Origin of the sequence: Streptomyces sp. NPDC017993 (genome assembly GCF_044328065.1) — a bacterium.
In the GTDB taxonomy this organism is placed as follows: Bacteria; Actinomycetota; Actinomycetes; order Streptomycetales; family Streptomycetaceae; genus Streptomyces.
Map to the genome: position 1 here is coordinate 227,449 of NZ_JBIRGO010000014.1, position 25,717 is coordinate 253,165.

A 25,717-nucleotide genomic window follows, 5' to 3' on the forward strand; every position below is an offset into this window, starting at 1 on the left:
GGGCGGGCGGCCTGGCAGGGCCGGTACGGGCCGTGCGGGTCAGCCGGCGACCACCTCCGACACCGCCTCGTTGATGAAGGCGAGCAGCAGCCGGGGAGTGTGCGCCTCGGCCGCGGCGTCGTCGGAGATGCGGATGCCGTAGTCACGCTCGATGCGGCCGGTGGTCTGCAGCACCGCCAGCGAGTCGTAGCCCAGTTCCACGAACGGGACGTCCAGGACATCACCGTCCAGGTTCACGCCCTCCTCCTCGCCGGCGCACTCGCGCAGCAGGTTGGTCAGCTCGGTCAGCGTCATCTCTGCCATGACGTCACACCTTTCGGTTTCTCTTCGGTTCTCTTCGGGATATCGGGAACTGCGGTGTCGCTCGGGTCGAGCGTCGGCCGGTGGTTCAGGGGGGTGTTCACAGCGGTGTGCCGCGGCGCCTCAGCGGGCCGCGGTCACCACCATCGCGGCGTTGAATCCGCTGTAGCCGCGAGCGAGCACCAGCGCGGTGCGGACCGGGCCCCGGCGCGGGGCCGTGACCAGGTCGAGCGGGCAGCCGTCGGCGGACGCGGTGACGTTCACCGCGGGCGGTATGACGGAGTCCCGGATGGACAGCAGGGCCGCTGCGAGGTCCAGGGAGGCGCCGCCCGCCGCCAGCCGGCCGGTCATGGTCTTCGGCACGGCGACCGGCACGCCCCGGGCCCCGAAGATCTTGGTGAGGGCTTCCGCCTCCAGCCGGTCCAGCGCAGGTACACCGGACGCGTCGGCGAACACCACATCCACCTCAGCAGGCGCCACCCCGGCCTGGTCCAGGGCGAGTTCGGCCGCACGGCGCAGGCCGGGCTCGTCCGAGCTGCCCGGGGCCGGGTCGAACGTGGCCGCATAGCCGGCCAGCGTCCCGTACACCGTCGCGCCGCGTTCCCGGGCCGACCCGGCGTCCTCCAGCACCAGGATCGCGCCACCCTCACCGGGCACCTGGCCGCAGGCGTCGGCATCGAAGGGAAGATAGGCGCGGGCCGGGTCGTCGCGGGTGGACAGCCGGCCGCCGGCCAGCTGGGCGGTCCAGCCCCAGGGGCAGATGGCGCCGTCGACGCCGCCGGTGACCATCAGACGGCTGCCCTTGCGCAGCTGGCGGCGTGCCTGCGCCACCGCGTCCAGGCCGCCCGCCTGCTCGGTCACCAGCACCCCACTCGGTCCGCGCAGCCCGTGCCGGATGGAGATCTGACCGGTGTTGACCGCGTAGAACCAGGCGAACGACTGGTAGGCGCTGACGTGTTGGCCACCCTTGCTCCACAGTGCCTCCAGCTCCCGCTGGCCGAACTCGAAGCCGCCCGCCGACGCCGCGGTGACCACCCCGGCGGCGTACTCCGGCAGATCGTCCGGCTGCACGCCGGCGTCCTGCAGGGCCTCGGCCGCCGCGGTGAGCGCCAGCCGCGTCATGTGGTCGGTCTGCGGTATCAGCCGGCTGGGAATGTGCTGCTTGGCTTCGAAACCGGGCACCTCGCCGGCCAGCGACGCCGGGTATGACGAGGCATCGAAGCGGGACACCGGCGCGATGCCGCACTCACCTGCCAGTGTGGCGCGCCACCAGGGCTCGGTGCCCAGGCCGTTGGGCGCGGTCACACCGATGCCGGTGAAGACCGGCGAGGCCGGTCCCGGGCCGTCCCCGCGCCGGCCCGACGTCGTATCCGTCTCGTGCGGTGTGGTGATGTCGTCCACAGCGGTCATGCCGCCGCCCTCCGTTCCGGCCGGGTGAGAACCATGGCGCTCTGGAATCCGCCGAAGCCGCTGCCGACGCTGAGCACCGAGTCGATGCGGCCCTCCCGGGCCGTGAGGGGGGTGTAGTCCAGGTCGCACTCGGGGTCGGGTTCGTGCAGGTTCGCGGTCGGCGGCACCACACCCCGTTCAATGGCGAGTGCCGAGGCCGCGATCTCCAGGGAGCCGATGGCGCCCAGCGAGTGGCCGACCATGGACTTGATGGAGCTGACGGGGGTCTTGTAGGCGTGCTCGCCGAGGCTCCGCTTGAACGCCGTGGTCTCGTGCCGGTCGTTCTGCTTGGTGCCCGAGCCGTGTGCGTTGATGTAGTCGATGTCCGTGGGGTTCAGCCGCGCCTCGTCCAGCGAGACGCGGATGGCCTCGGCCATCTCCTTGCCGTCCGTGCGCAGCCCGGTCATGTGAAAGGCGTTGCTGCGGGACGCGAAGCCGGCGATCTCGGCGTAGATGTGCGCGCCACGGGCGCGCGCCGCCGACAGCTCCTCCAGCACGAACACCGCCGAACCCTCGCCCAGCACGAAGCCGTTGCGCGTCCGGTCGAAGGGCCGGGAGGCGTGCTCGGGGTCGTCGTTGCGTGGCGAGGTGGCCTTGATGGCGTCGAAGCAGGCGACGGAGATGGGGGAGATGGGAGCGTCGGTGGCACCGGCGATCATCACGTCGGCGCTGCCCTCGCGGATCAGCTCCACGGCGTGGCCGACGGAGTCCAGCCCCGAGGTGCAGCCGGTGGAGACCACCGCCGACGGGCCCTGCGCCCCGGCCACCCACGCCACTTCGGTGGCGAAGGAACTGGGTACGAAGTGGTTGAAGAGGTGGGAGACCGCGTACTCGTGGTCCACCTCCCACTTGGCGCCGCCGTCGCTGACCACCGCGTACTCCTGGTCGAGGCCCATGGTGGCGCCCACCGCGCTGCCGATGGTCACGCCGGTGCGGAACGGGTCCGTCCGCGTGATGTCGATGCCGCTGTCGGCGATCGCCTCCCGTGCGCTGACCACCGCGAACTGCGCGGCCCGGTCCATGCGCCGGATCTGCTGCGGGGTCAGCCCGGCCCGTACCGGATCGAAGTCCGCCTCCGCGGCGATCCGGGAACGGAACGAGGAGGCGTCGAACAGGGAGATCGCGCGGGTCGCGGTGCGCCCCTCGGTGAGCAGCGACCAGAACTGCTGTGTCCCCCCGCTGCCACCGGGGGCGACCACGCCGATTCCGGTGATGACTACGCGCCGGCTCATCGCTCTCCCCCGGTCCGCAGCTGAACCACCCGGATGTACCGGGCGCGCTTGCTCTTCACGACCGCTTCCTTCCTGCTGAAGTCTCATCTGTTCGTCCGTGCTGTTCTCCGACGGTCCGCCCACCTCCTCAAACGGCGCTCAACTCCGGCCGGTAGCCGCCCTTGAGGCCGTCCAGGACGTGGCCCAGGAGCTGCGGCAGCGGCCGGTCGCGCACGAAGAAATGGCCTCCGGGCACGGTCCGCAAGGTGAATCCGGCCGGGGCGTAGCGCCGCCACCGGGCGACCAGATGCGGTGGCGCGATGGTGTCCTGCTGTCCGGCGACGGCCACCACGGGACGGTTCAGCGGGGTGCCCGCCCGCCGGCGCAGCGCATGGGCCAGCAGCAGGTCGTCGCGGATCGTGGGCAGCACCCGGCGTCGCCAGATGCCGTCCTCGCCGCCCTCCAGCGCCTCCGCCGGCAGCACACCGTGCGACACCAGCCACGACAGCAGTTCGCCGTCGGGCGGGAACGCGGCGGGCAGCAGCGGCGAGGCCAGGTGCGGCGGCAGCACCGCCCCGACCACCACGACGGTGGGTTCGGGCAGCCCCGCCCCGGCCACGGACCGGGCGAAGGCGTGCGCGACCAGTCCGCCCAGGCTGTGCCCGTACAGGGCGTAGGGGCGGTCCAGTTGCGAGCCGAGGCGGTCCGTCAGCTCGTCCACCAGCTTCTCGGGGTCGGTGATCCGTGGATCGCGGACCCGGGCGTCCCGGCCCGGCAGCAGCACGGGTACGACCGAAGCCCGGTCGCCGAGGACGTGAGGCCAGCGGGCGAAGGAGGACACTCCGGCGCCCGCGTGGTGGAAGCAGAACAGACGTGGCGGCAGCTGCCCGGTCACTCGTCCACCAGGGCCACCGCGCGGGTCCAGCCCGCCCCCGCCCCGGCGATCTTGACCGGGAAGCAGGACACCTGGAACCCGTAGGGGGTGTCCAGGGTCCCGAGCCCGGCGAGCCGTTCGATCTGGCAGTACTCCCGTCGGCGGCCGGCGAAGTGCGCGGGCCACAGGAAGGAGGGGTCGCCGGTCTCCTGGTACCGCTCGATCATGTACCCGAACGGTGCGTCCAGGCTCCAGGCGTCGGTGCCGATGACCCGCACACCCAGATCCAGCAGGTGGTCGACGGCCGGGCCGTCCAGCCCCGCGAAGTCGGTGAAGTAGCGTGGGGTGCCCGCGTGTCGGGACGCTCCGGTGTGCAGCAGGACGATGTCCAGCGGCTGCACCTGGTAGTCCAGCCGCTTCAGCTCCCGCTGGATACGGTCCACCCCGATGACTCCGGTGCCGACGTCGGTGACGTCCAGCACCACCGCCGGGCGCAGGAACCACTCCAGCGGCATCTGGTCGATGTGGCGCGGTGTCCCGTAGTCCCCGACCGAGCCGTAGTGCGACGGGGCGTCCACATGGGTGCCGGTGTGGCTGGTGAGGGTGAGGGTGTCCAGCGAGAGCAGCTCACCCCCGGGCAGGTCCGCCGGGTCGAATTCCAGGCCGAAGTGCTCCCGCATCTCCTCGCTCATGTGGCGGGCGCCCTCGGCGGGCGTCATGATCTCGTGTCTGATCGGGTCCGGCTCCCAGCCGGCGGCATCGATCGGTGACGACAGGTCGATGATGCGCAAGGTGCCCCCACTTCCAAGGTCGCCGTCTCCCGCCGCGGTTCGGAGGGAGACGCTTGGCCAGCACTGTGGGGCCCGCCTCTGGAGCATGGATCGAGGACCGGCTGGGCCGGCGGCGCGGACCGCCGTACCCGGCCGGGCGAGAGCGCGGGGCGCACGGCGCGCCCCGGAGCGGGGAACCGGCCCGGTCGAGGGCCGTCAGGCGGCGAAGGCGCTCAGCGTGTCGCGTCGGCCGCCGACCCTGACGTCCAATGCGGGATCGGCGGCCAGGATCGCCTGGTGCAGGCGGCGTACGCGTGCCGACGGCTCCAGCCCCAGCTCCTCCACCAGGCGCCCCCGCAGCCCCTGGTAGACCTCCAGCGCCCGCCACTGCCGGCCCGAGCGGTAGAGAGCCGTCATGCACTGGGCGTGCAGGTTCTCGTGCAGCGGGTGGCGGCCGGTCAGCATGGTCAGCTCGGTGAGGAGCTGCTCGTGCCGGCCCAGCCGCAGATCGGCCTCGATACGGCGCTCCAGCACTCCCAGCCGGCTCTCCTCCAGCCGCGCCAGCTCCACCTCCAGCACCGGCCCGATGCGCACATCCACCAGCGCGGGGCCCCGCCACAGCTCCAGCGCCTGGCGGTAGGCGTCGGAGGCGGCCACATCGTCGCCGCCGTCGCCGGCCTGCCGGCCCACCGCGATCAGCCGCTCGTACTCGTAGGCGTCCACCGAGCGGCGCGGCATCCGCAGCAGATAGCCGCCGTGCCGGGTGACCAGGACGTCCTTCGGGCCGAGCCCGCCGTCCGGTGGCAGGGCGGCGCCGATGAGACGGCGCAGCTGGAGGATGTAGGTCTGGAGGGTGGTCAGCGCGCTGCGCGGCATCTCCGTTCCCCAGATCTCCTCCATCAGGGTTGCCACCGGGAGGACTTGATCGGCGTTGAGCGCCAGCAGAGCGAGCAGCTGGCGTGGCTTGCCCGCGTTGGGAACGAGGGACACGCCGCCCATCTCTGCGCTCAGCGGGCCCAAGAGTTGAATGTTCATGGGAGACCTCCGTAAGGGGTTCCACCGGATGCCGGCCGTCACCCGTCGACGACGGGTTCCAGCCGGACTGCATGACCCCTTGAGCATTGCCGAGCGGTCGGTTTCGGCCCAGTGCCGCCGTCCCGAAGTCTGCGCCCATCGTTCACGGGAGACCCATGAATTCTTCATAGGCAGCCCGTGATCCCGGCACTGGTACCGCCCACCGCCACGGAGCAGACTCGCCTCGTCAGCGCCGGTCGGTGCCGTCAGCGCCGGTCAGCGAGACCGGCGGGCCGCACAGCCCCGACCGGACGGCGTTCTCGGAATTCCCGCGCACCCAAGGAGCACATGATGGCCGGTCAGTTCCGTGTTGTGACGGATGTCCTCGACGACCTCGTCATCGAGGAGTTCGGACACCACGACCGCCGGGCGGTTGCCTCGGACGGCTTCGTGTGCTGGGCGGAGTCCCCGGTGGCAACGGCACTTCCGGACGCCCCGGTATCGCCGACGGTCACCGCGGTGTCGGCCCGCCGGACCGCGATACCGGGCGCCGCGCTGCGAGACGGCTTCGTGTGCTGGGCGGACGAGCCGGTCCGGGTGCCCGTCACGGCCGCCGCCCCCGGCGACGGGTTCGTGTGTTGGGCCGAGGCCCCGGTGACCGCTCCGGCCGCCGCCCGCCGTGCCGCACTGCGTGCCGCCTGATGACCGACTCCGCGGCGGTCGCCGCCAGAACCGTGATCGGCTTCAAACCCCATCTGCGGGTGGAGCCGGTCCCGGGCGAGGCGGTGTATCTGGTCTCCGACCAGCGCGTCACCGCGCTGCACGGCGAACAGATCGCCTACCTCGCGCCCCTGCTGGACGGCACCCGTGCACGTGCCTCGGTGCTGCGTGAGTCGGCCGGCCGCATGTCGTCCGCACACGCCGCCCGGCTGCTGGCCCGCCTCTCCCACGCCGGTCTGCTCGCCGAGCTCCCGGCCGGCCCGCCGGTCCCCGAGACCACTGCCCAGCACGCGTACTGGGAGGCCGCCGGCCTGGACGGCACCGGGGCCGCCCACCGGCTTGCCGCCGCCACGGTGGCCGTCGTCGCGGTCGGCACCGCCGACGCGGCCCCCCTGCGCACCGCCGCCGAGGCCGCCGGCCTGCACCTCGTCGAGGAGGGCCGGGCGGGATCCGCGGACCTCACGCTGGTGCTGTGCGACGACTACCTCGACCCCGCCCTGAAGGACGTGGACGCGGAGCACCGGGCGGCGGGACGGCCCTGGCTGCCGGTGCAGACCAACGGCACCCGGACCTGGATCGGCCCCTTCTTCGGCCCCGCTACCCCGCCGCCCGGCGCCCCCGGCTCCCCGGACACCGGTGCCTGCTGGAATTGCCTGGCGGAGCGGTTGTGGCGCAACCGCGAGGTGGAGGCCCACGTACAGCGGGCCCTGGACCGCCGCGGCCCGCTGCCCCGCCCGCTGTGCGCGCTGCCCGCCAGCCGGCTGGCCGGTCTGCACCTGGCCGTACTGGAGGCCGCGAAATGGCTCGGCGGCCACCGCCACCCCGGACAGCGGGCACTGTGGACGCTGGACGGGCTGACCCTCGACGGCAGCCGGCACCCCGTACGGCGCCGGCCGCAGTGCGCCGAGTGCGGCGACGTGGACCTGATGCGCCGGCAGGTCACCGCGCCCGTCGTCCTCGTCCCACGGCCCAAGCGTGACCAGGACGGGGGCGGGCACCGGGCGTTGACCTGCCGGCAGATGCTGGACACCTACGGCCATCTGATCGACCCGCTCACCGGGCTGGTCAAGGAGATCCGCCGCGACCCGCGGGGCCCGGCCTTCCTCAACTCCTTCCACGCCGGCCACAATCCGGCGGCCGGCTCCGACGGTCTGGCCGCGCTCCGCTCCGGCCTGCGCCGCACCAGCTCCGGCAAGGGAACCACCGCCCTCCAGGCCCAGGTGGGCGCCCTCGGCGAGGCTGTGGAGCGCCACTGCGGGCACCTTCAGGGCGACGAGCCCATCCTGCGCGGCAGCTACTCCTCGCTGGCAGCGGACGCCGTCCACCCGGACACGGTCCAGCTCTTCGACGCCCGGCAGTACACCGCACGGGAGCGCTGGAATGCCGGGCACAATGCCTTCCAGCAGGTGCCCGAGCCCTTCGACGCGCACGCGGAGATCGAGTGGACCCCGGTCTGGTCACTGACCGCCGGACGCCACCGGCTGCTGCCGACCGCCCTCCTCTACTACAACACCGCCGCGCTGGCGGGCCGCCGCTTCTGCGCCGCCAACTCCAACGGCACCGCCGCCGGCGCGAGCCCGGAGGACGCGCTGCTCCAGGGCTTTCTGGAGCTTGTCGAACGCGACGCGGTCGCACTGTGGTGGTACAACCGCACTCGCCGCGCCGGCATGGACCTGGCCGCCTTCAAGGATCCGTGGATCACCGAACTTCAGCAGGTGCACGGCTCGTTGCACCGCGAGGTGTGGGCCCTGGATCTCACCTCCGACCTCGGCATCCCGGTGGTGGCCGCGCTCTCCCGCCGCGTCGACAAGCCGGCCGAGGACATCGTGCTGGGCTTCGGCGCGCACTTCGACCCTGCGCTCGCCCTGCGCCGGGCCCTCACCGAGGTCAACCAGCTGCTGCCGTACGTCGTCGACGCACGCGCCGACGGCGCCGGCTACGACCTCACCGACCCGCTCACCCTGCGATGGATGCGCAGCGCCACCATCGCAGGCCAGGGCTATCTGGCGGCCGACCCGGCCCAGCGGGCCACCCGCCCCGGCGACCACCCCTACACGCCGCGCGGGGACCTGCGCGAGGACATCGCCGCCTGCGAGGACATCGTGCGCCGGGCGGGCCTTGAGCTGCTGGTCCTGGACCAGACCCGCCCCGATGTCGGGCTGCCCGTGGTCAAGGTCATCGTGCCCGGACTGCGCCCGCACTGGGCCCGGTTCGCCCCCGGCCGCCTCTTCGATGTCCCCGTCCGCACGGGACGGCACGCCACCCCCACCCCGTACGAGGCGCTCAACCCCTTCCCCCTGTTCCTGTGACCGCGCCGCCCCGGCGACGCGGTCCCCGACCGAACCCGGACCCCCCACCTGTGCTCCTCGGCCAGCTCGTCCCACCCCACCCCATCGAGCTGTGGTCCCTGCGGGACGACACCCTCCTCGATCCCGACGCCGGCCCGCACGGTGCCGTCACGCTCGACACCCGCTGGGGCGAGGAGCGGCTGACCGGTCTGAGCGGGCCGGTGCGAGAGGCGCTGCGGCGGATGTGCGTCGGACCGGTCGATCTCCGCAACGTCCTGCCGGACTTCCCCGCCGACGGCAGGCCCGTCGACGACACCCCGCTCGCCCCCGAGACCGGCGAACTGTTGAGCACCCTCGGCCGGTGGGGACATGTGGTGGTGCGCACCCTCGCCGTCGGCTCCTCCCCGCTGCTTTCGGTGGTGCCGCTCTCGCGGCGGGCCCGCTTCACCCCCCGCCCGGTCCCTCACGGCAGGCCGTGCCGGCTCTCCCGCTTCACTGTGCTGAGGTACGCCGCCGGCGGCCTGCGGATGGAGTCGCCGCTCTCGCACCACCGGGTCGAACTGCTGCGTCCGGAGGCTTCGTTACTCCTCGCCAGGCTCGGCGGGGAGATGGATGACGGGGCCTGGGCTCAGCCGGACGGGAGCATGCTGAACGAGGACAGCATGGCCGTGGCACTGTCGTATCTGGTCGCCGCCGGCATGGTGGTGGTCGCCGAGCCCGGGGGCGAGCCGGACGGCACCGCCCGGCCGGCACGGTTCGCCGAGGATGACGACCCCGTGCTGCGGACCTGGTCCCCCGACGACCTGCTGCTGCACTCCCGCAGCCGAATGGGCCGTAGCGACGCGGGCTTCGGAGCCGTCTTCGCGCACGCCGACGCGGTACCCGCCGAACCCGTCGTGAAGACTTCGGGCGGCGGCGCCCGCATCCCCCTGTTCCGGCCGGACCTGTCGGAAGCGATCCACAACGACCCGCCGCTGACGGCGGTGCTGGAGCGCGCCCTACCGCCGGGCCCCGCCGAGGTGGGGCAACTGACCTCCCACCAGCTCGGTTCGCTGCTGTACAGGGCTGCGCGGGTGCGCCGGCTGCGCGACCCGGGACCGCACGCCCCCCAGGGCTACGCCACCAGCGACCGGCCGTACCAGAGCATGGGCGACACCTACGCCCTGGAGCTGTATCTCCTGGTCGGCGGGGGCACTTGGCTTGCCCCCGGCGCGTATCACTACGATCCGCTGAACCACGCGCTGGAGCGGGTCGAAGGCGTTCCGGAGGCGCTGGCGGAGCTGTCGGTGGAGGCCCAGACCGCTGCGGGGCTGACCGGGCCCCCGCCACCGCTGATCACCATCACCGCTCGCTTCGCCCGCTCCGCGTACCAATTCAGCAGCGGCGCCTACGCGAGCCTCATGAAGGACGTCGGCGCGCTTCAGCAGACCCTGTCGTTGGTCGCGACCGCGCTGGGTCTCGGCTCGTGCCCGCTGGCCGTCGGCGACACCGAGACGGCCGTGCGCGCCCTCGGCCTCTCCTGGAGCACCGAGTCCAGCGTGGGGGAGTTTCTGCTGAGCCCCAGGGCGACCGCCCGTTCAGCGGCGTACGGCGACGGATGAGGTGACCGTCGCCGCTCACCTGCGCACATGGCGTCCTCCTGCCCGGATCACAGGGCGGACTGGCGCCGGATGGTCTGGTTTTGCTCGCACTTGGACACCATGTGATCCAATATATTGCGCCACGCGGCTGAATGGATATCCTCGGCGAATGGTGCTTCTCCGGTGGCCATCCCATCGACGGTCACCGGACAACTCGCTGGGGGAGCGATGTCTGACCACGCCGTTCCTCGGCGTCCGGATGCCTGCGGCTGTGGCCGGTCCACGGACCGGCAGACCGGCCCACGCATGGAGCGCCGGACCGCTCGCGCACGGTCGCCACAGGGCGCAACAGGAACCCAACTGCCTTCCCCACCCGGTACCGCCCGGCCCTCGGCCGCGGTCGGCCCGGCGCCGGGAGGGCAGTTCGGCGTCTCCTGCCCTCAGTTACCGCGCACCGATCACCACGGGGGTATGCATGGAAGCTGACCAGGCAGCGGAGCCGCCACGCGGCAGCGGCCCGAACCGGCTGGCACCGAAACTGGCCATGACGATCACGACGGTCGTCCTCTGTGCCTTCTGTTTCGTGGCGGTCACCTACGAGCTGAGCGCCGGGCCGACCCCGGTGGTCTTCGCAGAGGCCATGCTGATGCTGGTCACCGTCCTGAGCATCCAGCTGCTGATCGTCTTTCCCCGGCTGATGCCACGGCTGAGCCGGTACCGCTTCCAGCTGTTCCTCGTCCAGGCGGTGCTGACGTTCCTGCCCTTCGGGCTGTTCAAGCAGGCGTGGATGCCCCTGCCGGGGCTGTTGTCCGGGTCCGCGCTGCTGATCCTGCCCGACGCGGCGGCCTGGGCGGCCTTCGGCCTCATCATCGCGGGAGTGGACGCGCTGCAGTTCACCGTCGGACTGGGCTGGCGCGACCTCGCCTACACCACCGTCTCCTCGGTCCTGACCGGGCTGGTGGTCTTCGGCATGGCCCGGCTCACCGACCTGGTCACCGAGGTGCACCAGTCCCGCGCCGAACTGGCCCGGCTGGCCGTCGACCAGGAGCGCCTGCGGTTCGCCCGGGACCTGCACGACCTGCTCGGCTACAGCCTGTCCACCATCACGCTCAAGTGCGAACTGGCCAACCGGCTGCTGGCGGGGCAGGAGGACCGGGTCAAGCAGGAGCTGACCGAGATACTGCGCACCTCGCGCCGGGCGCTGGCGGACGTGCGGGCGGTGGCCTCCGGCTATCGCGACATGTCGCTGGAGAAGGAAGTCCACGACGCGATGTCGCTGCTGGCCGCGCTGGACATCCGCACCACCACGCGGATCGAGTGCGGCCCGCTGCCCCGGGCGGCGGACACCGTGCTGGCCACCGTGCTGCGCGAGGGCCTGGCCAACATGCTCCGGCACAGCAAGGCGGACCGCTGCACCATCACGGCCGCACGCCAGGGCAGCACCGTACGGCTGCGGTTGGCCAACGACGGCGTCGACGGCCGCACCGTCCGGCTGCAGGCCCCTGGCCCCGCGCAGGGCCACAACAGCAGCGGTATCAGCAACCTCGCGACCCGGGTGGAGGCCCTGAACGGGCGGCTGGACGCGGGTCTCAACGACGGCTGGTTCGTGTTGGAGGCCGTTGTGGAGGTGCCGATCACGGACCGGGCCGACGACTCGCCGCAGGCCGCCTACGCGGAGCCCGCCTGAGGGCCGGCGGTCACAGCCAGCCTGCCTCGCGGGCGATGCGGATGGCGTCGACGCGATTGCGCGCGTTGAGTTTGCTGACGGCCGTGGCCAGATAGTTGCGTACGGTGCCCGCGGACAGGAAGAGGCTCGCGGCGATCTGCCGGGCCTCGTCCCCCCGGGCCGCGTGCCGCAGCACCTCCAGCTCCCGTGTGGTCAGGGTCGTGCACTCCGGCTCCAGCGCGGCGAGGGCAAGCGACGGGTCGACGACCTGCTCGCCCTTGGCGATGGAACGGATGGCCGCGATCAGCCGGTCCGGTTCGATGTCCTTCAGCAGGAAGCCCGACGCGTAGGCGGCGACGGCCCGGCGCAGGTTTCCCGGGCGGCTGAGGCTGGTGAGGATGAGGGTGCGGCAGCCGGGGACCGCGGTGTGCAGCGCGGCCGCCGCGGTGATCCCGTCCGTTCCGGGCAGATCGATGTCCAGAACGGCGACATCGGGCCGGGTCTCCTCGGCCTTGCTCACGATCTCGTCACCGTTGGCCAGCTCGGCCACGACATCGATGTCGGGCTCCAGCTCGATCAGCGCGACCAGTGCTCTGCGCAACATGTGCAGGTCTTCGGCTATCAGTACCCGGATCACCGTACTCCCCCTTGATACAGAGCGGCCGGAATGCTCTCTGGCTCGATTATGCCCACATGCCTGTAGCCGAGGGCCGGGCCCGGTGCGTTCCTGGTGCAACCGCTCTTGATCATGAGGGGTCCGACGCGGGGGGAGTCAACGGCGATGGCCGGCTGACCGGTTCAGCAGATCCACCACCTGACCGAAGAAGCCCTCGTCGAGCATCGTCCCCACAGCGGTCTCCGGCGCCCCGCCGTGGCCCGCGTCCTGACAGGCGACACTCACCACATAGCGGTCCTCCAACGCGAAGCCGAACGTGCCGAACGACCACTCGCCGAACGAGGCCGGCGCACCGTCCGGCGTCAACGGGCCCTGCCCGTCCTCGTCGAAGCCGAACTGGGTGAACCCCAGCCGCATCCCCTGCCCCAGAGCCTTGGTGTAGGCCTCCTTCAGCGTCCACAACCGCAGCAGCTCCTTCTCCTGCTCCGACGCGGACAACCCGGCCAGCACCGCCCGCTCCGCGGCCGTGCACATCTGCCGGTGGACCTCCGAGTACCGCAGCCGCCGGCGCCCCAACTCGGTGTCCACACCGATCCGGCCGCGCCGGTTGATGCCCACGACCACCAGGTCCAGCGTGTGGCTCAAGCTGACGTCCAGCTGGTCGCAGCCCCGCAGATACGGCCGACCGCCCGGCTTGTACGCCAACTCCACGGCCTCCGGAGGTACTTCCAGCGCCGCGCCTGCCGCGTACCCCACCAGCATCCGGGAGACCGCGAACCTGCAGCGCACTTCCGGCTTGACCAGCGCGTTGTAGCGCTGCCAGTCCCGGGGGCCCAGCAGTGCACGCAACGTGGGGCCGGTGGACACCGCGGACAGCCAGCCCCGCCAGTCCGTATAGACCACCGCGTGCCCGGAGAACGCCACCGACTCCCGCACCCGCAGCCACGGGCCGTCCGGTCCGGTCGTCAGGATCGGCGCCGCCACCGCACTCCGTCCCAGCTCCTTCACCCTCATCGCTCCTCTCACCGTTCCCACAGCGGTGCCGCGTGCAGATCGAACGACCGCCCCTCCCGGAAGCGCCCGGCCACCTCGTTGAACACCCGCTCCACACAGCCCGCCGGCAGCTCCGGCCCGGCCATCCCCAGCCGTCCGGCCAGCCGCGACAGCGCCAGCACCGGCCACGCCGGATCGGTGAGGAAGGGGTCGCCGCCGTCCTGCCGCAGCCAGCAGCCGAGCACCGCTCCCGCGGCCGCCACCAGCACGTATCTGTCCGCCAGCGCGCACGCCGCCGGGCCGGCCAACGCACCGGGCCCCCGGGCCGCCAACGCCGCGAACCCCGCGCGCACGTCCAGCAGCTGCGTCCGGAAGCCCTCGGCGAATGCCCGCAGCACTGGTCCGTATCCCGAAAGGTTCGCTGTGTCCCGCAGTCGTTCCACCGCCCCCACCAGGGACGCGACCAGGAAATCCGACCCGCCGGCCACCGCGAGACCCGCCAGGTCCAACGGCTCCAGGGGCGCCGAGCAGCGGAACAGCGCCTCCGGCGGTTCCGGATCCCGCTCCCACGACTCCGCGGCGAGAAAGGGCAGTTGCGGCAGCAGAACCGCCTGACAGGCCGCCGTCCCCATATGCCCCAGCCCGGCCGCCGGCAGGTCCCGCAGCAGCTTCTGCAGATGCCCGCGCTCCCCGTCACGCCGGAAACCCGGCGCGCCGAGCACCGTGCCCAGCTCCTCCAGGTCCTCCCGCACCAGGTCCGGCACCAGGTACTTGACCGCGGCGGCCCCCAGATGGCCGCTGTCCGGCAGGGCATGCAGCGACCGCAGTACCACCGTCGCCATCGCGTCACACAACAGCAGGTCCGCGAACACGCCTGCCACTACCGCCCGTTGGCGACCACCTCTGCTGACGCCGCCCCGGCCACTCGGCAGCACCGCCACCGCATGCCGCAGCGCCGTGTCCGCGCAGCCCAGCACCGCCGAAGAGATCAACGCACGGTTCAGCTGGAACGTCCGCAGCGCCAGCAGCGCCCCGCCCCCCGGCTCGCCCACCATCGCGTCACCGGGGACGGCGGCATTCGCCAGTTCCAGGCCCGCGAACCGGCAGCCGCGCATCCCCGAACTCAGCTGCCGGGGCAGCACCCGCAGCCCCGCCGGCCGTCCCTCCCCGCCCGGCACCAGGAGCACCGAATGGGCTCCCGGGCCGTGCCCCTCACCCGTCCTGGCGTAGACGACGAAGGCGCCGGACCGCTCCGCGTTGATCACCGCGTCCTTGCGGCCGTCAAGCACCAGCGCCCGGCCGGCCCTTCGCGCCGTCAACTCGCCCTGCCACATGGTGTTCCCGTGTGCCAGGTTGTGGTGCACGACCGACACCCGCCCGCCGTCGCGCAGCAGCTGCGACAGCCACGCACGCTGAGACGCCGACCCTGCCGCCCAGACCGGCGCCGCGGCGAACAACGAGGTGATGCCGTAGCCGAAGCCCAGTGCCACGTCCCGCCGGAACACCGGGCGCAGCACCCTGGCCACGGCGTCCGCCCGGTCCAGCCGGCCGCCGAGTGCCACCGGCACGAACTCGCTGCCCAGCCGGAGGCCGTCGAGCAGCCGTTCCGCCTCCTGCGGCACCTCATGGCGCGCGTCCGCGGCCAGCAGCGCGGCGAAGCCCACCGGGTTCGCCGCGTCCTCCGGGTCCCCGAAGGCGTGCTCCACCTCCGCGACCCGAGCTCGAACCTCCGCTTCGCCACGCACTGCCGACGCGTGCCCTAGCACCACGAGTCCCGGATCGGCAGCCACTCGGCCGAGCCCATCAACTCCCGCTGCAACCGACGCTCGATACCGCTGAGCGGCACCTCGGGACACATCCGCTCCGGATGGCCCGGCGGCGGCCCGCTGAAGACGGCCCGCTCCCGCTCCTCCCGCGCCTCCTCGGCCCGCGCCGCACTCCAGTGATCGGCCGGCATCAGCCCGGCGGTGAACGTCTCACCGAAGATCTGGCACGACTCCCACACGATCCTCAACCACCGCATCCGGCCGTCACCGCCTCCTTCGCCCGGCCCCGCGTCACCACGCGACGGGCAGTGCACGGACGCCGTAGACCGCCTTGTCGGTGCGGTAGGTCAGCTCCTCGTACGGCACGGCCAACCGCAGGTCCGGCAGCCGGCGCAGCAGCGTGCCCAGCGCGATCTGCATCTCCGCGCGCGCCAGTGGCTGGCCGATGCACTGGTGCACCCCAAAGCCGAACGCCACATGCCGGCGGGCGTCCCGAGTGAGGTCCAGGCGCCCGGCGTCGGCGAAGACCGCCTCGTCCCGGTTCGCGGCCGACAGCATGCACAGCACGCCCTCTCCCGCCCGGATCTGCGTCCCGCCGACCTCCACGTCCTCCAGCGCGGCCCTGGGCAATCCGAAGTGCACCACGCTCAGATACCGCAGCAGCTCCTCCACCGCGCCCTTGAGCAGCGCGGGTTCGGCGCGAAGCCGCGCGGCCTGCGCCGGATGACGCAGCAGTGCCAGCGTCCCGAACGAGATCATGTTGGCGGTCGTCTCATGGCCCGCCACCAGCAGCACCATGCCCATCGCGGCACACTCGGCCTCGTTCAGCTCGCCGCGCGCCACCAGACGGCTCAGCAGGCTGTCGTCCGGGTGGCGGCGCTTGTGCTGGGCCAGCTCGGTCAGATAGGCGGTCAGTTCACGCTGGGCCGACCGGATGCCTTCCGGCGGCGTCTGCAGATCCACCAGCGTGGTCGTGTGGCGCTCGAAGAACTCGTGATCCTCGTACGGCACCCCGAGCAGCAGGCAGATGACCCGCGACGGCACCGGCAGCGCGAACTCCTGGACCAGATCCGCGGGTGAACCGCTCGCGATCATCCGGTCCAGCGCTTCGTCGACGATCCGCTGCAGCTGGGGGCGCTGTGCCTCCGCCCGCTTGACGATGAAGTCGCCGGTGAGCATCCGCCGCAGCCGGGAGTGCTCCGGGTCGTCCAATCGCAGAAAGGACGGCTGGGCCTTGGTCAGGAGCTGCTTGCGCCCCGGTGACAGAAACGGGAAGCCGGGCACCCGCGCGTCCGCACTGAAGCGGTTGTCCAGCAGCACCGCCCGGGTCTCCGCATGACCGGTCACCAGCCAGAGCGGCGTCCCGTCCCACAGCTGCACGCGTGTCAGCGGACCCTCAAGATGTGCCTCTTCATAGGCGGGAGGTGGCGCGAACGGGCAGCCGCCCCGCGCGGCCGGCAACGTGATCGTCTGCTCGGCGAGCTGTGCGGTTTCCATGTTCCGGACTCCTTCTCCTGCCCACACCGACAGGCCGGAGACGCACTGAGGGGCGGAGTCCGGGGCAGGGGTGTGGTGCATGGGTTGTGTGAGGGCGGGCGCGTGTCCGCGGCCATGCGATGTGGCCTTGCGCGCCCTGCCGCTCGGGTAAGCGGGGGGTGCGGTCGTCTCAACGCACCCGGGCAGGCGGGGCGGTCACGTCCGGGCCGTGTCGTCGGACCCGCGTGTGGCGGTCTCCGGGTCACCCTCGACCGTGATGGCATGGGCCGGACACAACGCGGCTGCCAGCTCCAGCTCGCTCAGCAGCGCCGCTGCGGGCCGCTCCGCCCGCAACAGCACCACCCCGTCCTCATCGCTCTGGTCGAAGACATCGGGAGCCGTCATCACACACTGCCCGGCCCCGCAGCACCGTTCCTTGTCGACAGACACCCGCATGGGCTCGCTCCCTCATCGATGGCTCGGCCACCCACCCAGGTGGCCGAGCCATCGAACCGCCCCTCACTCGCGCTCGGATGGAGTGCGAGCGGACCGGCCACGGCCCCCGCTCAGTACTCCCAGTCCGGCTGCCTCTTCCCGTACAGCCAGTCGTCGAAGAGGTCGGTCAGGTCCTCGTCGGTGCGCTCCTGGCAGAAGGCGATGAAGTCCGCCGAATCGGCGTTGCCGTGCCGGTGCGCGGCGGGCCACTCCTTGAGGATCGAGAAGAACGTCTTGTCGCCGACGGCCTTCCGCAGCTGCTGGAGCACCATCGCGCCGCGCTCGTAGACGGGAGTCTCGGTCACGTTCTCCGGCTTGCCCGGATCCCCCGGCGGGAAGTCCCAGCGCTCCTCGTCCGCGGAGGAGGCGAACAGTTCGTCGAAATGCTCCTGGGTCGTCAGGCCGCCCTCGCGCTCCTCCCACAGCCACTCGGCGTAGGTGGCGAAGCCCTCGTTGAGCCAGGTGTCCCGCCAGGTCTTCGGCGTCACCGAATTACCGAACCACTGGTGCGCCATCTCGTGCACCACTGTCGAGGCGTCCGGCGCCCCCGCGTAGATCGGCTTGGTCTGGGTCTCCAGCGCGATCCAGGCGACCCGGTCGGGGGTGTTGTCGACGATCGCCCCCGCCGAGGAGAACGGATAGCGTCCGAAGAGCTTGGTCTGCCACTTGAGGATCTCCGGCAGCCGGTCCAGCGCCCGCTTGCTCGCCGCGGCCTCCGTCGGGTCCACCGCGACGTAGACGGGGAGGCCCTCGGGGGTGCGGTAGGTGCGGAAGTCGAAGACGCCGATGGTGGCGGTGGCGAGGTAGCTGGCCATCGGTTCGCCGTTGTGCCACTCGTACGTCGTCCGGCCCTTGGCCGTCCTCATCGCCCGCAACTCGCCGTTGGCGAGGGCCCGGTAGCGTTGCGGCACAGTGATCTTGAAGTCGTAGGCGGCCTTGTCGCCGGGATGGTTGTTGCCCGGGAACCAGGTCATCGCCCCGGCGGGCTCGCCCGCCACGAACGCGCCGTCGCCGGTCTTGACCCACCCCTCCGTCGACTCGTCCGGGTCCTGCATCTCCTGCGGCGTGCCGCCGTAGGCGACGGTGGTGCGGAAGGTGGCCCCCTTCCTGAGCCCGGCGGCCGGCCGGACCGTCAGCTTGTGCCCCTTGCGGCTGAACGGCGCGTCCCGGCCGTCCACCCGGACCCCGGACACCTTCAGCCCCTGGAGGTCGAGCTGGAAGGACCGCAGATCCTCCTTGGCCTTCGCGGTGATCGCGGCCTTCGCGTGCAGCTGCCTCTTCGGCACGTCGTAGTCGAGGTCGAGGCCGTAGTGGGTGACCTGGTAGCCACCGTTGCCGAGCCCCGGGAAGAGCGGGTCGCCCACGCTGCCGGAGCCCGCGGCCCCACTGACGGCCACGGTCTCGCTGGTGCACGAGGACAGCAGCAGCGCGACGGCCAGGACGGCGGTCGCGCCGCAGGAGCGGACGGGCCGGCGGTTCACGGCACTCCCAGGGTCGGCGGGCGATCACAAGCCCCCCGACCCTACGGTCATTTGCGCCGCAACACCGGTCCCTTCCGCTTTGGTCGGATGAGAGATGGATTACTGGTGCGATGTCAGGTGAAAGGCGTTACAAGGCCTTTGGTCCCCTTCTCGGGCGCTAGCCGTCGGAGCGGTCGGCCCCTCCCGTGCCACCGTCCGCGCCGGAGCGGGCCGGCTCGGGCGCCCCGTCCTCCTCGGCGGCCGACCGGCGCTGCTCGGCCCAACTGCCCAGCGCGGCCGCGCAGGCGTGGTCGAGATGCCGCAGTCCGGACAGGTCGAGTTCGATCTCCCGGTCCCGGGGGAGTGCCTCCAACTGGTCGAGCAGCTTCGGCAGCCGCAGGAATGTCGCATGGCCGACGGCCCGTACGCGGATCGTCCGCTGCGATCCGCCGGCCGCCTGACCCTCCTCGGACGAGCCGGCGGCACCGGCCGTGACGGACGTACCGGGCACGGCGGACAGGGCCGTCGCACCGGACGGGGCGGCGACGGAGGGCGACACCGGCGCATCGTCCTCCGTCCCGGCCCGCTCGGTGGCCCCCTCCAGCCCCACGATCTCCAGGTGGACGTGCGAGGTCTCCCAGGCCGACTTGGCGATGGCCATCAGCAGTCCCAGCAGCACCCCTTCGAACATGTTGGTCGCGACGATGGCCACCGCGGTCGTCGCGAGCACCACGGCCTCACCCCGGTGCTTGCGCCACAACGGCCCGAAGTCCTTCAGCGGGATCAGCTTGCAGCCCGCGTGGATCAGTACGCCGGCGAGCGCCGCGAGGGGCACCACCCCGAGCGCCGCGGGGAACGCCGCGGCGAAGACGAGCAGCCACACGCCGTGCAGTACCCGCGAGGCCTTCGTCCGCGCCCCCGCCTGCACATTGGCCGCACTGCGCACGATCACCGCGGTCATCGGCAGCGAGCCGAGCATCCCGCACACCGCGTTGCCCGCGCCCTGCGCCATCAGCTCCTTGTCGTAGTGGGTGCGCGGTCCCTCGTGCAGCCGGTCCACCGCGGCCGCGCTGAACAGCGACTCCGCCGACGCGATCAAGGTGAAGGCGAGCACCGTGCCGAGCGCCCCGGCGAGCATCACCGGTTCCACCAGGCGCCCGAAGTCGGCGGCGGACGGCGGCTGGACGGCGTCCAGCAGGCCCTGCACCTCGACCCGCGCCACCGGCAGGTCCAGCAAGAACACCGCGACCGTCGCCAGCGCGACCGCCACCAGCGGCGCGGGCAGCACCCGCGCCGCCCGCCGCAGCCGCGGCCACAGCACCAGCACCACGATCGTCCCGGCGCCCACCGCGAGAGCGGCGAGCGCCCTGCCCGATCCGGCGGTGGCGACCGCCAGGTCCGGCAGCCCGCCGAGGTTGGCCAGTCCGCTGCCGGGCGCCGCGGCGTCGGCGAGCGCGTACAGCTGACCGGCGATCAGCACCAGCCCGATGCCGGCGAGCATGCCCTGCACGACGGCGACCGAGATGGCCCGGAACCACCGCCCGAGCCGCAGCGCGCCCATGGTCAGCTGCAACAGGCCCGCCGCCAGCACCAGCGCGCCCAGGGCGCCGAGCCCGTACTCCTGCACGGCCTCGTAGACCAGCACGGTCAGACCGGCGGCCGGCCCGCTGACCTGAAGGCTGCTGCCCGGCAGCAGGCCGGTGAGCAGCCCGCCGACGATGCCGGTGACCAGCCCCAGTTCGGCCGGTACTCCGGACGCGACGGCTACCCCGACACACAGCGGGACGGCGACGAGGAAGACCACGAGAGACGAGGTGACGTCGGCGCGGAGGGTCGGGAAGGACGGGCGGAACGGGCGCCGCTGCCGTGGCGGGTGCGACGGGCGGCGGCGGATGACGGGGAATCTCTGCACGAGGGATGCCTCCAGCGGATGCGGAATGCGGCGGCGCGCAAGCGGACGCGGGGCGATGCGGCGGCGTGGTCAGGAGCCGACGACACCGGCCACCGGGCGGCGGCCACCGGCAGCGGGAGCCGCCGGCCGTTCACCGAGGACCGGTGCCGGCGAGCGGCAGCCCGCGAACGGCAGCCCGCCGGCCGGCGGGGTGCACCGCGTACGCGAGGCGCCATGGGTGGGGGACGGCTGGATCCGTCGGATGCGTGGGCCGGGGAAGCCCTGGGGCAGCTCTCAGCAGCGGAAGGCGCGGTGCCGTACGGGCAGTTCGCCCGATCTCGACAGGGGCACGGCCTGCCGGCCGGTCAGCGGGACGGTCACGGCGAGCCCGCTCACCGGCCGCACAGGGGTGGCCGTCGACAGCGGGGTGGACAGCGGTGCCGGAGCGGACACCGTGGCCGCGGACCGCCCGCCGCGCCGCGACTGGCAACGGTCGGCGCCGGTTTCCTGGTGCTCGGCGGCGTCCACCGCGAGCTGGGCGGCGCGGGGAGTCGCGGCGGTGGCGGCGAACGCGGGGGCTGCGGCCGCCACGGCCTTGCCGTACGCGCCTTCGGCGAGGGCCGGGAGGGCCAGAACGACGGCCGCGAGAATCGCCAGGAGCCGGCAGAGGATGCCGACCCGGACCTTCGCCATCGTCGCTCCCTTCCGGCGCGGTTGGACAGTCAACTCCATTGTGTCCACGGAGATATGGGCCTGAGGTAAGTCGGTGTGTAACCGTCAGGTAAACGCGGTGTCATCGAAACAGAATGATCAGTTCCGATCGCTCCGGCGACCGCCGGAGTGCAGGGGGAACCTCTGTGCGCCCGGTCCTCCTGTCGTGGGGCGCGACCCCTGCTCCGCCCGGCCGGGGTGCCGCTCCGCCCGCTCGCCCCGCCTGACCGCTTGACGCCGCATTCCGCCGGGAGCATTATTCATCGCATGATGAATTATGGCCGGGGTGACCCCGCCCCGCACCCGGACGCCACCGCGCACACCGTCGCCCACCCCCGGGTACGAGCAGCTGCCCAGGCAGCCGTCCACGCCGAAGACCTCACCGTCCTCCGCGGCGGCCGCACCGTCCTGGACGCCCTCGCCTTCGACGTCCCACGCGGACAGATCACCGGCCTCCTCGGCCCCTCCGGCTGCGGCAAATCCACCCTGATGCGCGCCGTCGTCGGCACCCAGGGCAAGGTCACCGGCACCCTCGACGTCCTCGGCCTGCCCGCCGGCCACCCCCGGCTGCGCCCCCGCATCGGCTACGTCACCCAGGCGCCCTCCGTCTACGACGACCTGACCGTCAAGCAGAACCTCGACTACTTCGCCGATGTCCTCCACCCCGGCCGCGCCGCCCGCGCCGAACGCCGCGAGAGCGTCGCCCACGCGATCGCCGACGTCGACCTCGAAAGCCACGCCGACGTCCTCGCCGGCAACCTCTCCGGCGGCCAGCGCAGCCGGGTCTCCCTCGCGGTGGCGCTGCTCGGCACCCCTGAGCTCCTCGTCCTCGACGAACCCACCGTCGGCCTCGACCCGGTCCTGCGCCGCGACCTGTGGAACCTCTTCCACACCCTCGCCGCCGACCGCGGCGCCACCCTCCTGGTCTCCTCGCACGTCATGGACGAGGCCGAGCGCTGCCACCGCCTGCTGCTGATGCGCGAGGGCCGCATCCTCGCCGACGACACGCCCGCGGCCCTCCGCGACCGCACCGGCCGCGCCACCGTCGAGGACGCCTTCCTCCACCTGGTCGACGAGGCCAGGGCCGCATCCGCCCGGGAACCGGGCCCCACGCCACCGGCCACCACCCGCCCGGAGCAACCTGACCCGCACCCGCCCGGGCCCCGCGAGGACCGGCCCGCACCACCCGACGCCGAAGACCCCACCGGCACCAAGGAGTCAGCGCGATGACCGCCGCAACCCTCCCCGGCGCCGCACCCCGCACCGGGGCCGCGCCGCTCTCCCCCGCCCGCACCCTCGCCACCGCCGCCCGGGTCCTGCGCCAGCTGCGTCACGACCCCCGCACCATCGCGCTGATGCTCGTCGTCCCGTGCGTGATGATCGCCCTGCTCCGCTATGTCTTCGACGCCCACCCCGGCACCTTCGACAGCATCGGCGCCTCGCTCCTCGGCATCTTCCCGATGATCACGATGTTCCTGGTGACATCGATCGCCACCCTCCGCGAGCGCACCTCGGGCACCCTCGAACGCCTGCTGGCCATGCCCCTCGGCAAAGCCGACCTGATCAGCGGCTACGCCCTCGCTTTCGGCCTGCTCGCGATCGTCCAGTCCGCCGTCGCCACCGGCCTGTCGGTCTGGGTGCTCGGCCTGGACGTCATCGGCTCCCCGTGGCTGCTGCTCATGGTGGCCGTGCTGGACGCACTGCTCGGCACCGCACTCGGCCTGTTCGTCTCGGCCTTCGCCGCCTCCGAATTCCAGGCCGTCCAATTCATGCCCGCCGTCCTGATGCCCCAACTACTGCTCTGCGGCCTTTTCACCCCGCGCGACACCATGCACCCCGCCCTCGAAGCGCTCTCCGACGTCCTGCCGATGTCCTACGCCGTCGACGGCATGCGCGAAGTCCTCGAGCACCCGGACATGACCGGAGACTTCCTCCGCGATGTCGTCGTGGTCGCCGGCTGCGCGGTGCTCGTCCTGGCCCTCGGAGCCGCGACCCTCCGACGCCGTACGGCCTGACGCAGGCGTCGCGCCCGCGTGGGCCCGCCCCCGGGCACCCGTCCCGGCCCTCGGGACGCCCCGGCGCCTCGCGCTCCCGGGTGCGAGGATGACGACGTAACCGATCAGGCACCACCGGCGAGGTGAACCGCAGCATGACCCAGAAGGTCGCCGTACTCGGCACCGGCAAAATCGGCGAAGCCCTGCTCAGCGGAATGATCCGAGGCGGTTGGGCACCCTCCGACCTCCTGGTCACCGCCCGCCGGGCCGAACGCGCCGAACAGCTGCGCACCCGCTACGGCGTCGAAGCGGTGAGCAACGCCGAGGCCGCCAAGGCCGCCGACACCCTGATCCTCACGGTCAAGCCCCAGGACATGGGCACCCTCCTGGACGAGCTGGCCCCGCACGTCCCCGTCGACCGCCTGGTCATCAGCGGCGCGGCCGGCGTCCCCACCGCCTTCTTCGAGGAGCGACTGGCCGCCGGCACCCCCGTCGTCCGGGTCATGACCAACACCCCCGCCCTCGTGGACGAGGCGATGTCCGTCATCTCCGCCGGCACCCACGCCACCGGGACGCACCTCACCCGCGCCGAGGAGATCTTCTCCGGCGTCGGCAAGACCCTGCGCGTCCCGGAATCCCAGCAGGACGCCTGCACCGCCCTCTCCGGCTCCGGCCCGGCCTACTTCTACTTCCTCGTCGAGGCGATGACCGACGCGGGCATCCTGCTGGGCCTGCCCCGCGACAAGGCCCACGACCTCATCGTCCAGGCCGCCATCGGCGCCGCGGTGATGCTCCGCGACAGCGGCGAGCACCCGGTCAAGCTCCGCGAGAACGTCACCTCGCCGGCCGGCACCACCATCAACGCCATCCGAGAGCTGGAGAACCACGGCGTACGCGCCGCCCTCATCGCCGCGCTGGAAGCCGCCCGCGACCGCAGCCGCGAACTGGCCTCCGGCAACGGCTGACCGCCCCCGGGGCCGCGACCACCTCGCGGCCCCTCCCGGCCTCACGCCCCGGCCTCACCCCACCGGCATCAACCCCACCGCCTGATACGCGGCATCCACCCGGGGCCGCGCCATCCCACGCGCCCGCTCCGCCCCCGCCCGCAGCACCTTGTCGACGTACCCCGGGTCGGCGGCCAGCCCCGCATGCCGCTCCCGCACCGGCCGCAACATCTCCACCACCGCTTCGGCCGCGTCCTTCTTCAACGCCCCGTACGACGAGTAGTCCCCGGCCAGCGCCTCCGGGTCACCACCCGTACAGGCCGCCAGCACATCCAGCAGATTCGCCACCCCCGGCCGCTCGGCACGGTCGTGGACGACATCCCGCCCCGCATCCGTCACCGCGCGGGACACCTTCCTCCGCACCGCCTCCGGCTCGTCCAGCAGATAGACGATTCCCGCGGTCCGCACATGGGACTTCCCCATCTTCATCGTGGGCTCCTGCAGATCCATCACCCGAGCCGCCACCGCGGGAAGCGTCACCTTGGGCACCACGAACGTCGTCCCGTACCGCTGGTTGAACCGCACCGCGAGATCCCGTGTCAGTTCCAGATGCTGCGCCTGGTCCTCACCGACGGGCACCTCGTCCGTCCCGTACGCCAGGATGTCCGCCGCCATCAGCGCGGGATAGGTCAGCAGCGACAGCCGCACACTCCCGCCCCGCGCCTGTTCCCGCGCGGCCTTCTCCTTGTACTGGATCATGCGCCGCATCTCGCCGTCCGAGGCCGTGCACTCCATCAGATACGCCAGCCGCGCGTGCTCGTCCACATGGCTCTGCACGAACAGCGTGCAGAGCTCCGGATTCAGCCCGACGGCCAACAGCAGCGTCGCGGCCTGCCGACTGAGCCGCCGCACCCGCGCCGGATCGTGGTCCACGGTCAGCGCGTGCAGGTCCACCACACAGAACAGGGCATCCGCGCGGTGCTGGTCCACCTCGGCCCACTGCCGCATCGCCCCGAGGTAGTTCCCGAGCGTCAGGTGCCCGGTCGGCTTCACACCACTGAAGATCCGCGTCATCGCCATCTCGTCTCTCTCCCGTACTGCTGTGAGGTGGGAGGCCGCCGCTGTCGCCGGCCGGCTACGAGGGGGAGATACGCAAACGGCCGCCGAAGCGGCGGCCGTGGTCATGCATGCGCTGCTGGTCGGCCGCCGTCAGGCGAGCCACCACTGCTGTACGAGCGCATGCGGGTTCATGGAGCTCAAAGTACCCCTACAAGGCCCGCCCGGCACGGGTTTGAAGCATCTGGGGCCCTCGTGTAGTGTCCTCCGAGTTGCCACGGAGCCGACAGGCCCCGGACAGCCATCCCGCCGCTTCAGCGGCACACCACTACTGCACGGCCCCCTCATGGGAAGCATTTCGGCATGCCGAAATTCGGACCGTGACTCGATTATGAGTCACCGAGGAATTCCGCTAAAGTAGTGATCACGCCGAAAGGCGCGAA

The 25,717-nt window shown here is 72.2% G+C and carries 23 protein-coding genes; 7 read left to right on the forward strand and 16 right to left on the reverse strand.

Going from position 1 to position 25,717, the window contains the following annotated elements:
- Positions 1-39: 39 nt before the first annotated feature.
- The 6 genes from ACH4FH_RS25755 to ACH4FH_RS25780 all read right to left on the reverse strand — a co-directional run bounded on the left by ACH4FH_RS25755 (position 40) and on the right by ACH4FH_RS25780 (position 5,639).
- Positions 40-303: an acyl carrier protein gene (locus tag ACH4FH_RS25755; protein WP_398558251.1), complete on the reverse strand. Its 264-nt coding sequence runs from the start codon at positions 301-303 to the stop codon at positions 40-42.
- 120 nt (positions 304-423) lie between these two features.
- On the reverse strand, positions 424-1,710 hold the full coding sequence (locus ACH4FH_RS25760; RefSeq protein ID WP_398558252.1) for a ketosynthase chain-length factor: 1,287 nt from the start codon (positions 1,708-1,710) through the stop codon (positions 424-426).
- The gene (locus ACH4FH_RS25765; protein ID WP_398558253.1) at positions 1,707-2,981 is read right to left on the reverse strand and encodes a beta-ketoacyl-[acyl-carrier-protein] synthase family protein; all 1,275 of its coding nucleotides are present in this window, start codon (positions 2,979-2,981) and stop codon (positions 1,707-1,709) included. The genes ACH4FH_RS25760 and ACH4FH_RS25765 overlap by 4 nt, the downstream gene beginning before the upstream one ends.
- Before the next feature lie 127 nt (positions 2,982-3,108).
- Entirely contained in the window at positions 3,109-3,855 is a 747-nt protein-coding gene (locus tag ACH4FH_RS25770; protein WP_398558254.1) for a thioesterase II family protein, read from the reverse strand.
- Entirely contained in the window at positions 3,852-4,625 is a 774-nt protein-coding gene (locus tag ACH4FH_RS25775) for a cyclase family protein (RefSeq protein ID WP_398558255.1), read from the reverse strand. Before ACH4FH_RS25775 ends, ACH4FH_RS25770 begins: the two co-directional genes overlap by 4 nt.
- Before the next feature lie 195 nt (positions 4,626-4,820).
- A complete protein-coding gene (locus ACH4FH_RS25780) occupies positions 4,821-5,639 on the reverse strand; it encodes a BTAD domain-containing putative transcriptional regulator (RefSeq protein ID WP_398558256.1) in 819 nt (272 codons plus the stop codon).
- 330 nt (positions 5,640-5,969) lie between these two features.
- On the opposite strand from ACH4FH_RS25780, the gene ACH4FH_RS25785 reads away from it, so the two are divergent.
- From ACH4FH_RS25785 to ACH4FH_RS25800, 4 genes are all read left to right on the forward strand, one after another.
- Complete coding sequence (locus ACH4FH_RS25785; RefSeq protein WP_398558257.1) at positions 5,970-6,320, forward strand: hypothetical protein; 351 nt, start codon at positions 5,970-5,972, stop codon at positions 6,318-6,320.
- A complete protein-coding gene (locus ACH4FH_RS25790; protein WP_398558258.1) occupies positions 6,320-8,647 on the forward strand; it encodes a TOMM precursor leader peptide-binding protein in 2,328 nt (775 codons plus the stop codon). Before ACH4FH_RS25785 ends, ACH4FH_RS25790 begins: the two co-directional genes overlap by 1 nt.
- Positions 8,648-8,697: 50 nt before the next feature.
- Positions 8,698-10,227, forward strand: a complete 1,530-nt coding sequence (locus tag ACH4FH_RS25795; RefSeq protein ID WP_398558259.1) for a SagB family peptide dehydrogenase — start codon at positions 8,698-8,700, stop codon at positions 10,225-10,227.
- Between the two features lie 454 nt (positions 10,228-10,681).
- A complete protein-coding gene (locus ACH4FH_RS25800; protein WP_398558260.1) occupies positions 10,682-11,893 on the forward strand; it encodes a sensor histidine kinase in 1,212 nt (403 codons plus the stop codon).
- Between the two features lie 10 nt (positions 11,894-11,903).
- On the opposite strand, the gene ACH4FH_RS25805 is transcribed toward ACH4FH_RS25800, so the two are convergent.
- The 9 genes from ACH4FH_RS25805 to ACH4FH_RS25845 all read right to left on the reverse strand — a co-directional run bounded on the left by ACH4FH_RS25805 (position 11,904) and on the right by ACH4FH_RS25845 (position 21,262).
- Positions 11,904-12,509, reverse strand: coding sequence for a DNA-binding response regulator (locus tag ACH4FH_RS25805; protein ID WP_398558261.1), 606 nt, complete (start codon positions 12,507-12,509; stop codon positions 11,904-11,906).
- A gap of 135 nt (positions 12,510-12,644) precedes the next feature.
- Positions 12,645-13,502: a 4'-phosphopantetheinyl transferase superfamily protein gene (locus ACH4FH_RS25810; RefSeq protein WP_398558262.1), complete on the reverse strand. Its 858-nt coding sequence runs from the start codon at positions 13,500-13,502 to the stop codon at positions 12,645-12,647.
- 8 nt (positions 13,503-13,510) lie between these two features.
- The gene (locus tag ACH4FH_RS25815; RefSeq protein ID WP_398558263.1) at positions 13,511-15,187 is read right to left on the reverse strand and encodes an acyl-CoA dehydrogenase; all 1,677 of its coding nucleotides are present in this window, start codon (positions 15,185-15,187) and stop codon (positions 13,511-13,513) included.
- Positions 15,188-15,240: 53 nt separating this feature from the next.
- Complete coding sequence (locus ACH4FH_RS25820; RefSeq protein ID WP_398558264.1) at positions 15,241-15,504, reverse strand: DUF6059 family protein; 264 nt, start codon at positions 15,502-15,504, stop codon at positions 15,241-15,243.
- A gap of 34 nt (positions 15,505-15,538) precedes the next feature.
- Entirely contained in the window at positions 15,539-16,744 is a 1,206-nt protein-coding gene (locus tag ACH4FH_RS25825) for a cytochrome P450 (protein ID WP_398558265.1), read from the reverse strand.
- Between the two features lie 195 nt (positions 16,745-16,939).
- Positions 16,940-17,179 (reverse strand): ferredoxin, encoded by a 240-nt coding sequence (locus tag ACH4FH_RS25830; RefSeq protein WP_398558266.1) that lies wholly within the window; start codon positions 17,177-17,179, stop codon positions 16,940-16,942.
- 110 nt (positions 17,180-17,289) lie between these two features.
- Complete coding sequence (locus ACH4FH_RS25835) at positions 17,290-18,699, reverse strand: M1 family metallopeptidase (RefSeq protein ID WP_398558267.1); 1,410 nt, start codon at positions 18,697-18,699, stop codon at positions 17,290-17,292.
- Between the two features lie 157 nt (positions 18,700-18,856).
- Positions 18,857-20,572: a SulP family inorganic anion transporter gene (locus ACH4FH_RS25840; protein WP_398558281.1), complete on the reverse strand. Its 1,716-nt coding sequence runs from the start codon at positions 20,570-20,572 to the stop codon at positions 18,857-18,859.
- A gap of 291 nt (positions 20,573-20,863) precedes the next feature.
- Positions 20,864-21,262, reverse strand: a complete 399-nt coding sequence (locus ACH4FH_RS25845) for a hypothetical protein (protein ID WP_398558268.1) — start codon at positions 21,260-21,262, stop codon at positions 20,864-20,866.
- A 285-nt stretch (positions 21,263-21,547) separates the two neighbouring features.
- Between ACH4FH_RS25845 and ACH4FH_RS25850 the strand changes: the two genes are divergently transcribed.
- The 3 genes from ACH4FH_RS25850 (at position 21,548) to proC (ending at position 24,239) form a co-directional block, all read left to right on the forward strand.
- Positions 21,548-22,510: an ATP-binding cassette domain-containing protein gene (locus ACH4FH_RS25850; RefSeq protein ID WP_398558269.1), complete on the forward strand. Its 963-nt coding sequence runs from the start codon at positions 21,548-21,550 to the stop codon at positions 22,508-22,510.
- A complete protein-coding gene (locus ACH4FH_RS25855; RefSeq protein ID WP_398558270.1) occupies positions 22,507-23,295 on the forward strand; it encodes an ABC transporter permease in 789 nt (262 codons plus the stop codon). Before ACH4FH_RS25850 ends, ACH4FH_RS25855 begins: the two co-directional genes overlap by 4 nt.
- Positions 23,296-23,429: 134 nt before the next feature.
- On the forward strand, positions 23,430-24,239 hold the full coding sequence (gene proC, locus ACH4FH_RS25860; RefSeq protein ID WP_398558271.1) for a pyrroline-5-carboxylate reductase: 810 nt from the start codon (positions 23,430-23,432) through the stop codon (positions 24,237-24,239).
- 54 nt (positions 24,240-24,293) lie between these two features.
- On the opposite strand, the gene trpS is transcribed toward proC, so the two are convergent.
- Positions 24,294-25,292 (reverse strand): tryptophan--tRNA ligase, encoded by a 999-nt coding sequence (gene trpS / locus ACH4FH_RS25865; protein WP_398558282.1) that lies wholly within the window; start codon positions 25,290-25,292, stop codon positions 24,294-24,296.
- Between the last annotated feature and the right edge of the window lie 425 nt (positions 25,293-25,717).

What these genes read in the sequence shown, in the direction of transcription:
- ACH4FH_RS25755 (WP_398558251.1), bottom strand. Translation starts at nt 303, where the DNA reads ATGGCAGAGATGACGCTGACCGAGCTGACCAACCTGCTGCGCGAGTGC.
- ACH4FH_RS25760 (WP_398558252.1), bottom strand. Translation starts at nt 1,710, where the DNA reads ATGACCGCTGTGGACGACATCACCACACCGCACGAGACGGATACGACG.
- ACH4FH_RS25765 (WP_398558253.1), bottom strand. Translation starts at nt 2,981, where the DNA reads ATGAGCCGGCGCGTAGTCATCACCGGAATCGGCGTGGTCGCCCCCGGT.
- ACH4FH_RS25780 (WP_398558256.1), bottom strand. Translation starts at nt 5,639, where the DNA reads ATGAACATTCAACTCTTGGGCCCGCTGAGCGCAGAGATGGGCGGCGTG.
- ACH4FH_RS25785 (WP_398558257.1), top strand. Translation starts at nt 5,970, where the DNA reads ATGGCCGGTCAGTTCCGTGTTGTGACGGATGTCCTCGACGACCTCGTC.
- ACH4FH_RS25790 (WP_398558258.1), top strand. Translation starts at nt 6,320, where the DNA reads ATGACCGACTCCGCGGCGGTCGCCGCCAGAACCGTGATCGGCTTCAAA.
- ACH4FH_RS25800 (WP_398558260.1), top strand. Translation starts at nt 10,682, where the DNA reads ATGGAAGCTGACCAGGCAGCGGAGCCGCCACGCGGCAGCGGCCCGAAC.
- ACH4FH_RS25810 (WP_398558262.1), bottom strand. Translation starts at nt 13,502, where the DNA reads ATGAGGGTGAAGGAGCTGGGACGGAGTGCGGTGGCGGCGCCGATCCTG.
- ACH4FH_RS25820 (WP_398558264.1), bottom strand. Translation starts at nt 15,504, where the DNA reads ATGCGGTGGTTGAGGATCGTGTGGGAGTCGTGCCAGATCTTCGGTGAG.
- ACH4FH_RS25825 (WP_398558265.1), bottom strand. Translation starts at nt 16,744, where the DNA reads ATGGAAACCGCACAGCTCGCCGAGCAGACGATCACGTTGCCGGCCGCG.
- ACH4FH_RS25830 (WP_398558266.1), bottom strand. Translation starts at nt 17,179, where the DNA reads ATGCGGGTGTCTGTCGACAAGGAACGGTGCTGCGGGGCCGGGCAGTGT.
- ACH4FH_RS25845 (WP_398558268.1), bottom strand. Translation starts at nt 21,262, where the DNA reads ATGGCGAAGGTCCGGGTCGGCATCCTCTGCCGGCTCCTGGCGATTCTC.
- ACH4FH_RS25850 (WP_398558269.1), top strand. Translation starts at nt 21,548, where the DNA reads ATGATGAATTATGGCCGGGGTGACCCCGCCCCGCACCCGGACGCCACC.
- ACH4FH_RS25855 (WP_398558270.1), top strand. Translation starts at nt 22,507, where the DNA reads ATGACCGCCGCAACCCTCCCCGGCGCCGCACCCCGCACCGGGGCCGCG.
- proC (WP_398558271.1), top strand. Translation starts at nt 23,430, where the DNA reads ATGACCCAGAAGGTCGCCGTACTCGGCACCGGCAAAATCGGCGAAGCC.
- trpS (WP_398558282.1), bottom strand. Translation starts at nt 25,292, where the DNA reads ATGACGCGGATCTTCAGTGGTGTGAAGCCGACCGGGCACCTGACGCTC.